15 protein-coding genes and 1 other RNA gene are annotated in these 13224 nt (G+C 42.8%); 7 read left to right on the top strand and 9 right to left on the bottom strand.

Annotated elements, in window-relative coordinates:
• Positions 1 to 12: 12 nt before the first annotated feature.
• From R50345_RS10410 to R50345_RS10425, 4 genes are all read right to left on the bottom strand, one after another.
• Positions 13 to 1386: an MATE family efflux transporter gene (locus R50345_RS10410; RefSeq protein WP_042126309.1), complete on the bottom strand. Its 1374-nt coding sequence runs from the start codon at positions 1384 to 1386 to the stop codon at positions 13 to 15.
• A 145-nt stretch (positions 1387 to 1531) separates the two neighbouring features.
• The gene (locus tag R50345_RS10415; RefSeq protein ID WP_042126310.1) at positions 1532 to 2740 is read right to left on the bottom strand and encodes a putative glycoside hydrolase; all 1209 of its coding nucleotides are present in this window, start codon (positions 2738 to 2740) and stop codon (positions 1532 to 1534) included.
• Between the two features lie 230 nt (positions 2741 to 2970).
• Complete coding sequence (locus R50345_RS10420) at positions 2971 to 3159, bottom strand: hypothetical protein (RefSeq protein ID WP_036689649.1); 189 nt, start codon at positions 3157 to 3159, stop codon at positions 2971 to 2973.
• A gap of 191 nt (positions 3160 to 3350) precedes the next feature.
• The gene (locus tag R50345_RS10425; protein ID WP_042126312.1) at positions 3351 to 4172 is read right to left on the bottom strand and encodes a YitT family protein; all 822 of its coding nucleotides are present in this window, start codon (positions 4170 to 4172) and stop codon (positions 3351 to 3353) included.
• 331 nt (positions 4173 to 4503) lie between these two features.
• Here R50345_RS10425 and R50345_RS10430 point away from each other — a divergent pair, with 331 nt between their 5' ends.
• Complete coding sequence (locus tag R50345_RS10430) at positions 4504 to 6150, top strand: degradosome RNA helicase CshA (protein ID WP_042126314.1); 1647 nt, start codon at positions 4504 to 4506, stop codon at positions 6148 to 6150.
• A gap of 120 nt (positions 6151 to 6270) precedes the next feature.
• Here the strand turns inward: R50345_RS10430 and R50345_RS10435 are convergent, their stop codons facing one another.
• On the bottom strand, positions 6271 to 6366 hold the full coding sequence (locus R50345_RS10435; protein ID WP_042126316.1) for a hypothetical protein: 96 nt from the start codon (positions 6364 to 6366) through the stop codon (positions 6271 to 6273).
• A 186-nt stretch (positions 6367 to 6552) separates the two neighbouring features.
• On the opposite strand from R50345_RS10435, the gene R50345_RS10440 reads away from it, so the two are divergent.
• The 3 genes from R50345_RS10440 (at position 6553) to R50345_RS10445 (ending at position 8224) form a co-directional block, all read left to right on the top strand.
• Positions 6553 to 7380 (top strand): YesL family protein, encoded by an 828-nt coding sequence (locus R50345_RS10440; RefSeq protein WP_042126318.1) that lies wholly within the window; start codon positions 6553 to 6555, stop codon positions 7378 to 7380.
• Between the two features lie 103 nt (positions 7381 to 7483).
• A non-coding RNA gene (gene ssrS / locus R50345_RS30740) (6S RNA) lies at positions 7484 to 7675 on the top strand.
• A 159-nt stretch (positions 7676 to 7834) separates the two neighbouring features.
• Positions 7835 to 8224 carry a DUF1499 domain-containing protein gene (locus R50345_RS10445; protein ID WP_036689295.1) on the top strand — a complete coding sequence of 130 codons (390 nt, stop codon included), beginning with the start codon at positions 7835 to 7837 and terminating at the stop codon, positions 8222 to 8224.
• 186 nt (positions 8225 to 8410) lie between these two features.
• Here the strand turns inward: R50345_RS10445 and tpx are convergent, their stop codons facing one another.
• Positions 8411 to 8929, bottom strand: a complete 519-nt coding sequence (gene tpx / locus R50345_RS10450; RefSeq protein ID WP_042126320.1) for a thiol peroxidase — start codon at positions 8927 to 8929, stop codon at positions 8411 to 8413.
• Positions 8930 to 9045: 116 nt separating this feature from the next.
• Between tpx and R50345_RS10455 the strand changes: the two genes are divergently transcribed.
• The gene (locus R50345_RS10455; RefSeq protein ID WP_042132050.1) at positions 9046 to 9681 is read left to right on the top strand and encodes a rhomboid family intramembrane serine protease; all 636 of its coding nucleotides are present in this window, start codon (positions 9046 to 9048) and stop codon (positions 9679 to 9681) included.
• A gap of 4 nt (positions 9682 to 9685) precedes the next feature.
• Entirely contained in the window at positions 9686 to 10600 is a 915-nt protein-coding gene (locus R50345_RS10460; protein ID WP_042126322.1) for a glutamate biosynthesis transcriptional regulator GltC, read from the top strand.
• A 36-nt stretch (positions 10601 to 10636) separates the two neighbouring features.
• Here the strand turns inward: R50345_RS10460 and R50345_RS10465 are convergent, their stop codons facing one another.
• Positions 10637 to 11308, bottom strand: coding sequence for a zinc metallopeptidase (locus tag R50345_RS10465; protein ID WP_042126324.1), 672 nt, complete (start codon positions 11306 to 11308; stop codon positions 10637 to 10639).
• Positions 11309 to 11343: 35 nt separating this feature from the next.
• Positions 11344 to 11778 carry a MerR family transcriptional regulator gene (locus tag R50345_RS10470; RefSeq protein ID WP_042126326.1) on the bottom strand — a complete coding sequence of 145 codons (435 nt, stop codon included), beginning with the start codon at positions 11776 to 11778 and terminating at the stop codon, positions 11344 to 11346.
• A gap of 343 nt (positions 11779 to 12121) precedes the next feature.
• On the opposite strand from R50345_RS10470, the gene R50345_RS31260 reads away from it, so the two are divergent.
• Complete coding sequence (locus R50345_RS31260) at positions 12122 to 12271, top strand: hypothetical protein (RefSeq protein WP_156114775.1); 150 nt, start codon at positions 12122 to 12124, stop codon at positions 12269 to 12271.
• Positions 12272 to 12327: 56 nt separating this feature from the next.
• Here the strand turns inward: R50345_RS31260 and R50345_RS10475 are convergent, their stop codons facing one another.
• Positions 12328 to 13221, bottom strand: a complete 894-nt coding sequence (locus R50345_RS10475) for an AraC family transcriptional regulator (protein WP_081389873.1) — start codon at positions 13219 to 13221, stop codon at positions 12328 to 12330.
• Between the last annotated feature and the right edge of the window lie 3 nt (positions 13222 to 13224).

Genomic DNA, 13224 nt, shown 5'->3' on the forward strand with positions numbered 1-13224 from the left:
TCTTTTGATTTATTAATGATGTGCTTGAGCGTCTGCATATTGTGTAGCATAACGGCGTTGAACTTTAACAAGCCGAGTCAAGAGCAATGTGGCCCCAATCGCAAGGCCGGTGATCAAGCCAATCCAATAACCATATGCACCTAGATCCGTGTAAGTAGCAAGTGCATAGCCAGTAGGAAGCCCTATAACCCAATAAGCTATAAAGCAAATAATGAAGGCTGGGTTAACATCCTTATATCCACGAAGCGCTCCTTGTGTAGGTGTGGCAATCGCATCGGAGATCTGGAAAAAGATCGCATAGATTAAGAAATGCTGAATTAATGAAATGACATCAGGCTCATCAGAGTATAAACCAGCTACATGGTGGCCGGCAAACAAGAGTAGGAGTGCTGTTGCCAGGGAGAGGATAGCCGCAAGTCCAATACCCATTATGGCATATTGACGGGCATCCTTTTGTCTTCCGGATCCTGTCTCGAAGCCGACAAGAATAGTTAGGCTCATACAGATACTGAGCGGAATCATATATAACGTAGTAGCAAAATTAATGGCTGCTTGATGAGCTGCAATCGTTACGGTATCGAACCGGCTCATCAACAAGGTTACAGCAGAGAAGACTGCAGTTTCAAAAAAAATGGAGAAGCCAATAGGTACACCGATCTTGAGTAGATCTTTGAAGCTTTTTAGCGATATAAAGTAGAACTTCCGGAAAATTCTAAGGCTTGCAAAGGGTTCAGCTCGATAAATGAACAGCAGGGCAACGGAAAAGATTACCCAGTAAGTGATAGCTGATGCCACTCCAGCTCCAACGCCACCCAATCGAGGGAATCCGAATTTCCCGAAGATCAGTAAGTAGTTTAAACCCACATTGACGGGGAGAGCTATTAGTGTAATCAACATGGATACGCGTGTTTGCCCAAGAGCGTCTATACAACTACGGAGAACCGTATAACCAAACAGCGGAATGATTCCGAAGGAGATCGCACTAAGAAAGCGGAAGGCAACATCTCTTACAGTCGGCTCCAGATTCATAAAATCAAGAATAGGTGATAAGGCGAGGCTGCCGATTAGTAAGACGATTACAGAGACGATCAGAGAAAGCCAGATTCCCTGTGTGACTTGATAGGCAACATCCTTATCTTTCTTGCTTCCAATGAGCTGAGAGACAATGGGGGTGATCCCCATAAGAATCCCACTTAAACCCGTTTGAATCGGAATCCAGAGACTGGTTCCTATCGCCACACCTGCCAGATCGGCTGTGCCAAACTTACCGGACATGTTGGTATCAAAGAAGGTTATCGCAGATAAAGCAATCTGTGTAACTAGAATTGGGAATAAAATATAGAAAAATTGTCCTGCTTTTTGTTTTAAAGAGGTGGTTTGTATCATCGTTCTTTGACCTCATTCTTTGTTGGTTTGTAATAATTACAGTAAAAGTTCCTTTTCTCTCCATTAAAAGACCCGGCAGACGCCGGGTCTTTATCTTTTATATATCATACCTGATTTCAATTATAAACAATAAGGGCGCTATACATTATTTCTCATAATCGACATCGGAGGTATATCGGTTATTGGCGTTCCAGAGCAGAAACTCCTCTACATTTTCATCTTTTAAAGCGCGGATTTGATCTTCCACCTGTTTTTTGCCGTATTTAATATAATGACCTTTTCCGAGCCAGCTTGCTGTAAAATCTTGAATCCAAGGACGAATAACAGGTTTGTAGCTGCCTAGAGGATCAAGCTTCTTATGGGTATCAACCATGGAGCCTTTAATGGTAGCATACGGATCTAAGTCAGGCTCTTTTACTCCAAACCAGCCCGTTGAATAATGACTTGGATAAACCATTGGACTGATGACATCCACATTCTTGGATATTTTTACGAAGTCTTGTCCAATTCCTTCAGCAGGGGCAGATGCAGCATATCCAAAAATATCTACGGATACACGAACACCAAGTGGAGCAAGCTCTGCTTTTGCGTATTTGACAAAATTAGAAATGATATCTACGCGAGAATCACTGGTTTTGGTGTATTTAAGTGTGTCTGCACGTTTTTCAAAACCTTCAGGAAAGCGCACATAGTCGAATTGAATTTCTTTAAAGCCGAGTTTGACAGCTTCTTTGGCGATATCGACATTGTACTTCCAGACCTCTTCATTATAAGGATTAACAAAGCTATCGCCGCCTTTATTCTTCCATACTGTGCCGTCTGCATTAACAAAGGATAATTGCGGGTTCTTTTTGGCAAGTATAGAGTCCTTAAAGACAACAATTCGAGCAATAGGATAAACATCATGTTTATTCAATCTTTCCATCAGTTTGTTGATGTCGCCAATAAATGGCTGCGGATTACCGAGTTTCTGAAGTTCTGGATTATCGGTTTTATACGTGATGTAACCTGCATCATCCTTAATGTCGATGACCATAGAATTTAGTTCCGTCTGATCAAGTAAAGAAAGAAGCTTTTCCATTCGTTCTCCACCGGCGCTGTATGCGGTAACATAGATACCTTTTACTTTCGGTGCATCCGGCTGAGGATCTGCGTGTAACATACTTTGTGAGTCATTTGTCTCTGTTGTAGCATTTGGAGCTGGAGTTGAACCATTTGAATTATTATTTTGCGTAGCGATGATGGGGGGATTCATGGCGGACTTCAATGCAATTGCCACTTCAGCGTCATGTTGATTCTGTTGCACGCCTACACTTCCCAAGGCCATCATCAGTAGAGCCCAGGTGATGTTCATTCGTATTCTCTCCCTTTATGTACATTTCCTAAATTATATAGGAACGGTTGCTTCTAAAAAGAACAGTGTTGTAATAATGTTGGCTCAGATCGGGTCTGAAAAACCATCCTTGATGTATTAACCGGGACGCACAGATTCTAAACGTATTGTTAAAAAAGTAAATGCCGCCTCAACACGGCAACATGGCCGAACTTAAGGCGGCAACTATCAAGACTTCTCTTGCGGCTTACTCATTGAAGATACGCAGAATTCTGATGTTCACAGATACTGTAATGGATGATATCCATGGCATCTGCAGGTTCCAGAATACTAAGCCCGTCACGCAGAACGATTACGGAATTTAATTCGTCCTGTTTGAGAAACGGCATCATATCAGGATACCACCTCATGACGATTGCTGACAGCTTTACCGTTTCCATTTCCACAAAAATCACCCTTTCCTTTTTCGATAGGTCTGAATGGAATTCAGTAATCATCGGAAAACGAAGTGCTTGGAAAAAAGAGGGGTAAATCTCAATCTTTATGAAATTGTTAGGGTTCTGCGTGATTATAATATATCACAATTCTGTGATTGGTGCATTTTCCAAATTAATACTTTTCATTGCCAGTTTTATCTTTTTCGGAAGGAGCCCATAACACCAACTGTCTCGACAATATTTACAAATGCTTGAGGATCTGTCGTGCGGATAATACGTTGCAGTTCAGCAAGTTCGTAGCGGGTTGTTACTGTCATTAGCATGTCCTTTTCAACATGAGAATAAGCGCCTTCTGTTTTAATCTTTGTAACACCACGTTGAAGCCCCATTAAATGCTGAAGGAGCTCATCTGTACGATTTGTTACTATATATACGGTTACCTTTAAATGGCTGATGTGAATCATATCCAGTACCTTACCTGTTACGTATATAGATACCATCGATGCAAGAGCTAAATTCCAGTTGTTATCAAAATAGGCTGCGGCAAGGATAACGAGACCGTTTAAGCTTACCACCACATTTCCAACCGGGAAATCACGGAATTTAGTGATGATGGATCCCAGGATATCAAAACCGCCGGAGGAACCTCCTGCACGGAAGGAAAAACCACAGCCGATACCTACAAGTACACCGCCAAATACAGAAGACAGCAGCATATCAGTGGCTACCAAATATTCTGGAATGATCGTTAAGAACCAAGTTGTTGCCACAACGGATAACATGCTTAGCATAATAAATCTCCGGCCAAGCTGGAACCAACCAGCTACAAGCAAGGGGATATTAAAGAGCAAGTACAAAAGGCTTATGTTTATTGGTGTAAAGTAACCCACTAACATGGAAAGCCCAGATACTCCTCCACTGAGTAAGCGATGCGGGATTAGAAAAAGATTAAATCCACTGGCAATCAACGCTGCTCCAAAAATCACTGCAATACAATTCCAAATCTGTCTTAACAAGCAAATCCACCTCTATAAATTAATTTAAAATAAACCATGAATGCAATGAAAAGAAAGGAACCCACTGGTATTCCTACTTAGAGTTGTGATATAATGTATAGGATATTCTTGAGTAGAACGTTACAATGGTATTTTTGCATTGCATCGGATGTAAAGCTACAGTTGCTCAGGTACAATGAAGTACCTGATGAAAGGGAGGCTTTTCGTCCCAAAAGCGCTATATCATGCAGAAAAAAGAGCATGATTGGACAGCATATAAATGTGTTTACCGCTACTTAAGAATACAGACAAGCATGTGGAATGTCCACTGTATAGAAGGAGCATGAATAATTTGAAAACATTCGCAGAATTTGGCTTGGAGCCAAGAGTGCTACAAGCAATCACAGAGTTAGGATTTGAGGAGGCAACACCGATACAGGAGCAGTCAATTCCATTGGCATTGACTGGGTCGGATCTGATCGGTCAAGCACAGACTGGTACAGGTAAGACTGCTGCTTTTGGTATCCCCCTCATTTCGAAGATTAATCGTGAAGACGAAAAAATTCTGGCACTTATTATGGCACCAACTCGTGAGTTGGCCATTCAAGTATCAGAAGAAATCGGTAAGCTAAGCCGTTTCAAAGGTCTTCGTTCGTTGGCAATTTATGGCGGACAAGATATTGGTCGCCAAATTCGTGGTCTAAAGAAGAAACCACAAATTATCATTGGTACACCAGGTCGTTTGCTTGACCATATCAACCGTAAAACCATTCGTTTGGATGATGTTCAAACTGTTGTATTGGATGAAGCAGATGAAATGCTGGATATGGGCTTTATGGAAGATATTCAGACAATCCTCAAGCTCGTTCCTGAAGAGCGTCAAACTATGTTGTTCTCGGCTACAATGCCTCCAAACATTCAACGTCTTGCTCAGCAATTCTTGAACAACCCGCAACACGTCTCCGTAATTCCGAAACAAATCAGTGCTCCGCTGATTGATCAAGCATATGTTGAAGTACCTGAACGTCAAAAGTTCGAAGCACTTAGTCGTTTGATTGATATGGAATCTCCTGAGCTTGCAATCGTGTTCGGACGTACGAAACGCCGGGTAGATGAGCTTGCAGAAGCTTTGCAAAAACGTGGATACTCTGCTGATGGTTTGCATGGTGACCTGTCTCAGAACCAACGTGATGCTGTAATGCGTAAATTCCGTGATGGCAGCATTGATGTGCTGGTAGCTACTGACGTAGCGGCTCGTGGTTTGGACGTATCCGGTGTTACTCATGTAATTAACTTTGACTTGCCGCAAGATCCAGAAAGCTATGTACACCGTATCGGTCGTACTGGTCGTGCTGGTAAAGAAGGTACAGCTTGGTCTTTCGTTACTCCACGCGAAATGGATCACCTGCATTTGATCGAACGCGTTACTCGTCACCGTATTACTCGCAAACCATTGCCAACAATGGCTGAGGCTATCGAAGGTAAACAACGCGTAACAGCTGAACGTTTGCTTGAGATGGTAGAGAGCGGTGAATTGAATGAGTACAAAGGTATTTCTATTCAATTGCTTGAGCAATATGATTCCGTTCAATTGCTGTCAGCTGCAATGAAGCTTCTGACTGGTGATAAGAAGGATTCCACAATTGAATTGACTCCTGAAGATCCAATCCGTGCTAAACGTCGTGGTGGTAAGAACGACATTCGCAGTGGCCGCAAACCTAATGGTGGTTATGGCGGAAACCGTGGCACTTCCGGTGGCAGCACTGGTGGATACCGTGGAAACCGCGACAACAACGGTGGCGGTAGTCGTGGCGGCTACAACAGCGGTGGCAGTAACTATGGTAGCGGCAGTGGCGGTTATGGCGGTGGCTATAAAGGCAATCGTGATAGCGCAGCTAACCGTGATGGTGGAGCGAACCGCAGTGCGGACCGTAAACCCTCTACTCGCCCAAGCAGCACAAGCACACGTCCTGCAAAACGTGAAGATTTCGATAACTAATACTTGATCTGAACCCTAGGGTGATGATTTATCAAGATACAAAGAAGACGAGATGCCGAATAGCGGTTCTCGTCTTCTTTTTGCTGTAATATTAGGGTGTTTATTGAATGATCAGCTTATTTATACGAAAGTACGAGTGATGATAACGAGCAGGATAAACAATACGAGGATCGTACCGGTGGAAGTCCAGCCGCCGTAGCCAACAGGTGAGGACATACAATAACCTCCTTTAGATTGTGGTGATTTTGGTAATTATTATGATTACAATCCCAATATATGGACTTTCTAGACTTGTTGTATAGACGATAACCTAGAATTCAGAAAGTTGGGCTATGGAAAAGAGGAGGTCAAATGAGGTATAGTTAAGATAAGCAGTATGCAAGAGACAGAGGAGGAAGGGAATTGGAGTTTAAAGGAGCAATGGGCGGCTTATACCGCGTCACAGAATGGATTACACGTATCGCAGCAAGTAATATCTTATGGGCACTATGTTCCGCCCCGTTTTTATTTTTTGGTTTGATGAAGATACTTATGCTAGGGACAAGTTCGGGTGGAGTTAATGAACAGCTCACTTTGAACTGGGCTATGGGGATTCTAGCACCATTTACAGTATTTCCTGCTTCGGCGGCTTTATTTACCGTGGTACGTAAATGGGTTATGGGAAATACAGATGTAGGAACTTTTCGCACATATTTTCAGGGGTATAAAGAAAATTATCTAAAAAGTATGCTCGGAGGAATTATCTATACATTGATGTTCGTTATTATGTACGTCGATGTAACGGTTTACATGACACAAATGCCTAACTTTAGAATTGTTGGTATTTTGATGTTAGTGCTCATGATTATTTTGTCGGTATCCATGTTTAACTTCTTTTCTATTGTTGTTCATTATCAAATGAGCTTTAAGCAAGTAATGACTAACTCGATCTTGCTGACAATTGCACGACCAATTCGTGTGTTCTCAACTTTGATTGCAGCGGGGGTTCTTGCTTATATTGGCCTGAGATATCCAGCGCTGTACATTATCTGTATCCCGACGCTGATTGCGATGGCTGCTTTCTTTAACTTCTATGCTACCTATAATAAATTGCAATTGCAGGTGGAGCAGAAGAAACTGAAGGAGCAAGAAGAGGCGGAAGCTGCGTTGAATAATCAAGAGGATGACGACGATGATGATGACGACGACTATGAAGAGAATAATGAGAATAAAGATTTAAAACGTATTTAATAATGGCAAGCATTGAGCGTTGGAAATCGTCAGTAATTTAATTCCAGTGTAAAATAAAGCGCATACAGGTTTACTTTTTCGTTAAAACGCAATATAATAATAACAAATCCTGCGATGTTCGTTACGGTTGCTCGTTGTTTTGAACCAATGATAATGTCTTGGGAGATCTACACGAAGCGCAGCTGAACAGCCCTGTCTATATGACCTGGGGAATTCAAAAACGTTTTCTGCGGTCACCCACCTGCTATAGCAGGTTCAGAAGACACTGTAGCCGGACGGCATAAGCGGGTTTTCCATTGTTTAGGCCAAGCGCCTCTGTTTCCCGTGAAAGTTGGGAGCGGGCGCTTTTTTGTATGTCTGGAACAAGGAGAAAGTGAGTAATACCCTTTTGTTCCTGAGACAAGAGTGTTACACTTAGAATAATGAACTTGGGATTTGTAGAGGGGGAAGAATTTTGTCGTTAAAAAGAACCTTGGTTGGTTTATTCCGTAGTCATGATGGAACAAGCGACCGCGCAAAAGATCCGACATTAAAAACGCGTTATTACAATCTTACGAAAGACAAAGCTTGGGAGGAAGTTTCATCAACGCTTAAGAAGGTTCCTGGATTCAAGGTGCTTCATGAAGTGGAGTCAGTAGGTGAGATTACTCTGGAGAAGAGAACGGCATTTGGCCGTACACTGGATATCACTGTCTCAGTGCTTAATACCACACCTGTACGATGTGGCGTAGATATGTATTCTGCATCTAGAGGATCGCTTGGTGATTTGGGTGCTAATTACCGCGTCATTCAGCGGTTGTATGCGTCTTTGGACAAAAAATTAGGAAAATACAAAGCGGACTAATTTTCAGAGATCCATACAAAACCTTCTTATTTAGGGATAGTATGAATGCGTTTACGCAAACGAGGGCTGCTCTGGATGTTATCGATAAATCTTTCTATTTACAAAAAAAAGCGGGAGAAGGATGGACCTTCTTCCGCTTTTTTCAAAATATAAGAAAGTATTGTCGAAACTTACTGTTCTAGAGAATTAGAGCAGACTCTTCACAGCGGCTATAGCATCCTCGTATTTAGGGTGCTCAGTCATTTCACTCAAATATTCAACATAGGTGAGTGTGTTGTTCTTGTCTAGAACAAAAATAGAACGCATATCTAATCGGAATTCTTTGATTAGAACGCCATAAGCTTGTCCGAATGAGGCTGCTTTGTGATCGGATAGTGTAATTACGCGATCGATTCCTGCAGCGCCGCACCAGCGGGCCTGAGCGAATGGTAGATCCATACTTACTGTAAGGATAACTACATCGTCACCTAGCTCGGCAGCTTCGCTGTTGAACCGGCGGGTCTGTGCGTCACATACACCAGTATCAAGAGAAGGGACAACACTGATCAGCTTGATTTTACCGGCATAATCACTAAGAGAAACTTCTTCCAGTAGATTCTTACTAAGAACAAAATCAGGAGCGGGATCACCAGCTGTTAGCTTGGGTCCTACGAGAGTGATGGGGTTGCTTTTGAAAGTAGCTACGCCTGTTCTTTCTTGCGTCATATCCTTGTTTTCCTCCTCGAATTGTAATATTGGCTCTTACTGCCACAATAAATTATAATCTTATTTACAGGGAGATGTCCAACGGGGCAAGATATAAATGTAAAGGGATGGGTGTAATGATATTTATTCGGTATGAAAATTGGAAAAGTTACCTGCGGTATTACCCGGTAACATGTCTTCTCATTGTGGCTAACGTGATAATGTTTATCCTCATGACGTTCAATGGAGGATCCACCAATATACAAACGCTTGTTGATTTTGGTGCTATTGTTGATGTTAGTCCGTTTAAAGAGGAACTATGGCGCTATGTAGCGGCTATTTTTTTACATAATGGGTTTTCCCATCTATTCTTTAATAGCTTCGCTCTGCTGGTATTTGCACCGCCTCTGGAGCGTCTTCTTGGCTGGTGGCGATATACAATTCTTTACGTGGTAGGTGGAGTTCTTGCGAACGTTCTAACGATTGCAATCAGCAGCCGCTCAGCATTAGAGGTAGGTACGGTCTCGGTAGGTGCTTCTGGAGCGATTTACGCCGTCTATGGGGCATTTTTATACATTGCGGTTATGCAAAGGGCTATGATGGATGAAGGCTCACGAAAGACGTTATACGGATTGCTAATGATCGGGATTATTATGTCGTTTGCAACACCAAATGTAAATTGGGTTGCACATATCGGAGGCTTGGTTTCTGGCTTTTTCCTATATGGACTTATTATTCGTATATTTAATAAAAGCCTAAGACAGGGGCGATGATGGAGTGGAGCTAAGACAGCTGCAATATTTTCTAAAGGTAGCCCAAAAAGAACATGTAACACGAGCGGCGGAGGAACTTCATGTTGCTCAGTCTGCAGTAAGCCGTCAGATTCATCAGTTGGAGCAAGAGCTTGGAGTTGACTTGTTCATGCAAAAAGGGCGTAATTTGCAGCTTACGCCGGTTGGACAGCTCTTTTGCAAGCGAGTGGATAGTATCCTTAAGGAATTGGAGCATTCAGTTAATGAGGTGCATGAATTTCTGGATCCGGAACGTGGGGAGATTCGCATTGGGTTTCCTCACAGCCTGGGCACGCATCTTATCCCGACAATCGTTGCGGAATTCCGCCAGCACTATCCTCATGTTAAGTTTCGCTTTAAGCAAGGGTCTTACCCTTCTTTGATAAAGGATGTATTATCTGGTGAAGTGGATTTAACATTTATTTCGCCTTTTCCGGAGAATGATGAGCATGTCTCTGGGGATATTGTTATGACCGAGGAGTTATTTGCAATACTTCCGCAGAATCATCATCTGGCAGGAGAGTCTGAGATCCGATTGGAACAGCTTCAAAAGGAAAAGTTTGTTCTGTTCAGTCAAGGTTATTCTCTGAGACCAATCGTTTGGCAAGCGTGCTTGCAGGCGGGATTTCAACCGCAGATTGCATTTGAAGGCGGGGAGACTGATACCATTCGCGGTCTAGTGGCGGCAGGAATGGGTGTAAGCCTTCTTCCGGAGATGGCGTTCTATCAGACCAATCCTCTCCAGCCGGCTCAGGTAAGGGTCGTGGAGCCTGCTGTGACGAGGACGGTTGGTTTGATTTACCGAACAGACAGTAAGTTGCCGCTCGTAGCACGTTCGTTTCGGACTTTTTTGATATCTTATTTTAAAGCTAGACAAAATAATACCCCGGTTGGCTCTTAGCCCTCCGGGGTTTCTTTTTGTAAGCTGAGTTTAGTATTAGTCGCGGTTACCTAAGAAGACGGTAATCAAACGAAGCAGTTCGAGTAAGGATACTAGTGCCGCGGCAACATACGTTAACGCAGCTGCGTTTAAGACTTTAGCTACTCCGCGTTCTTCTTCGTTACGAATGTAACCTTGTTCTACCATGACTTGACGGGCCCGGTTGCTGGCGTTGAACTCAACTGGCAGTGTCACAAGCTGGAAGGCAACAGCGGCCGAGAAGAAGATGATGCCAAGGCCTACAAGATTAAAGTAACCGAATATGAATCCTGCCATAAGCATGAATGGCGCTATGCCTGATGCAAAATTAACTACTGGGAACATCCGGTGACGTAGTGTTAACATTGGATAACTTACTTTATGCTGAATGGCGTGACCCACTTCGTGACAAGCGACGGAAACTGCTGCTATAGAACTTTCATAATATACAGGTTCTGATAAACGTACAACTCTGTGAATCGGATCATAATGGTCAGAAAGCGTACCTCTTACAGGCTCAATCGGTACATCGTGAAGCCCGTTAGCGTCGAGCATACGTCTTGCAGCTTCATATCCTGTCAGACCGTTTAAATTGGCGACCTTGGACCACTTGCTGAATGTTCCTTTAACTCTGAACTGGGCCCATAATGAAAAAATAAAGGCGATAATTACTAATAGATACATAAACATAGCTGCATTCCTCCACTGTATTGTAAATATGGTATTTACATTGGCGGTCCTTGCGTAAGCAATAGAAGCCGAATCGCCTCCATGCAGGCTACTCCTTGAGGGAGTAAGTTAGAGAGCGCGCGTCTGGCCTGTCCCGGCTTCAGACCGCTAATGATTGGTTCAAGTGCCTTTACTTCACGTTCTAGCCGCTGCATATGCTGCTCGAGCTCGACTAATTTATCAGATACGTCAGTTTCAGGAGTTGCCTCGTTCCATTTGCTCATCATGGACTTGATTTCTTCCAATGAATACTTGTCATGCTTTAATTGATTAATACGTTCTAAGGCGACCAAGGTTTCATGACTGTAAAGTCGGTAATTTTTGGTGCTTCTGGACTCTGGGGAGATTAACCCCAGTTTTGTGTAATAATCAATGGTACGCTCACTGATGTGAGCAGCCTTAGCTAATTCTCCGATTCGATATAGAATCATATCCCCATGCTACCTCGCCTCACTAATCGAATTCGACTGCCCGTAAAGAGTAGTCGTCTCCTGTATTGGTGGTTACTATTATGCTATCTATAATGATAACAAACTGGAAACCATACAGTCAAACGTCATGCTTTCATAAAGTATATGCAATAAAGAGAAGTAAATTCATGAAAGTGATGTGTTGTTTATATACAATACACTCAAACTCCCCGTGATATCAAATTTGGAGTGATAAGTCTAAAGAAGACGTGTAAGGACGTATCCTAACATGATCCGATCGGAACGGATACAAGTGTAATGAGATAACGCTCACGAGAAGGAAGTTGTCGTAGGTTGCTTCGGGTTGGCATATGTGGCGAGGAGCGCACCTCAGGGGGATAATGAAAAGGAGCTAGGGGTTTCGCGGAGTTATGTGTCGCGGATTCAGAAGCAGGTGTTCGTGAAGCTGTATCCTGAGTTTTATAGGGCGAAGCGCAGCTATGATGGTGGGTAATCATATACAAGGTTTCTTATAATATTGCCGGTGTTGTGAAGAGGCAATACGGGCGGTTATGAATGGGAGGGTGTTCGAACTTTTTTTCGGTAATTCTGAGGCGTCAATCCGGTCTTATTACGAAAAACAGATGAAAAATAGCTCGCACTTTGAAATCCGCAATTCATCGCTATTTCACTAATCGACCGATTAGTTCCCAATAGCATCTCGGAGCCCTTTTGAATTCGATATTGCACCAGATAAGTATTAGGGGTTTGGCCTATGAACGTGCTAAACAACTCGCAACATTTACTCCTGCAAACAGACCCGGCGGTAGCGATGTCATCTAAGGTCACTCTAAGATCAAAGTTATGATGAATAAATCCTGTCATTTTCCAAACGGCAATCCGTGACTGGTCATCATTTATCTGCCCGGGAACCCGCTGTATATGATCTCCGACGTCTGCACAAAGGGAGGCAGCCAGTGAAAGAAGACGTAGTGGCTTGCAAGGAGAGCTGTTCATTTCTTCATAAATCCGATGTAAGGAATGCAGAATTTCCTTTCCCCACGTGCTTTGCGAAGTAATCATAATATAGTCTTCAGTATCAGAATCAAATTTCTCTTCCCAATAGACTTTGCCTACCTGTGTGTTTACTCCGAGTAATGAAGGATGGATAACAACGACAATGAATGTACAATTCAATTTTTTGCTGGAAAATCCGTAATGCATACGCTTACTATTAATGAATATTCCGTTACCTCGTTCAATCAAAACAATTTCTCCATTTACAAAATACTCCATCTCCCCATCTAGCACTAAAATAAATTCCAAGTCCTGATGCCAATGGCATGCTGCTGCATATTTATCGAAATGATTCAGTGATCCTTTTCGAACGTACAGCGGAAAATCAGGAAGATTATAATTTAGTTCTTCAGATAAATCGGAGAATACTTCCAGTTCAACACTCACAAC

Origin of the sequence: Paenibacillus sp. FSL R5-0345 (assembly GCF_000758585.1) — a bacterium.
Taxonomy (GTDB): Bacteria; Bacillota; Bacilli; order Paenibacillales; family Paenibacillaceae; genus Paenibacillus_AQ.

What these genes read in the sequence shown, in the direction of transcription:
- R50345_RS10470 (WP_042126326.1), bottom strand. Translation starts at nt 11,778, where the DNA reads ATGATTCTATATCGAATCGGAGAATTAGCTAAGGCTGCTCACATCAGT.
- R50345_RS10465 (WP_042126324.1), bottom strand. Translation starts at nt 11,308, where the DNA reads ATGTTTATGTATCTATTAGTAATTATCGCCTTTATTTTTTCATTATGG.
- R50345_RS10415 (WP_042126310.1), bottom strand. Translation starts at nt 2,740, where the DNA reads ATGAACATCACCTGGGCTCTACTGATGATGGCCTTGGGAAGTGTAGGC.
- R50345_RS10410 (WP_042126309.1), bottom strand. Translation starts at nt 1,386, where the DNA reads ATGATACAAACCACCTCTTTAAAACAAAAAGCAGGACAATTTTTCTAT.
- tpx (WP_042126320.1), bottom strand. Translation starts at nt 8,929, where the DNA reads ATGACGCAAGAAAGAACAGGCGTAGCTACTTTCAAAAGCAACCCCATC.
- R50345_RS10420 (WP_036689649.1), bottom strand. Translation starts at nt 3,159, where the DNA reads ATGGAAACGGTAAAGCTGTCAGCAATCGTCATGAGGTGGTATCCTGAT.
- R50345_RS10455 (WP_042132050.1), top strand. Translation starts at nt 9,046, where the DNA reads ATGATATTTATTCGGTATGAAAATTGGAAAAGTTACCTGCGGTATTAC.
- R50345_RS10435 (WP_042126316.1), bottom strand. Translation starts at nt 6,366, where the DNA reads ATGTCCTCACCTGTTGGCTACGGCGGCTGGACTTCCACCGGTACGATC.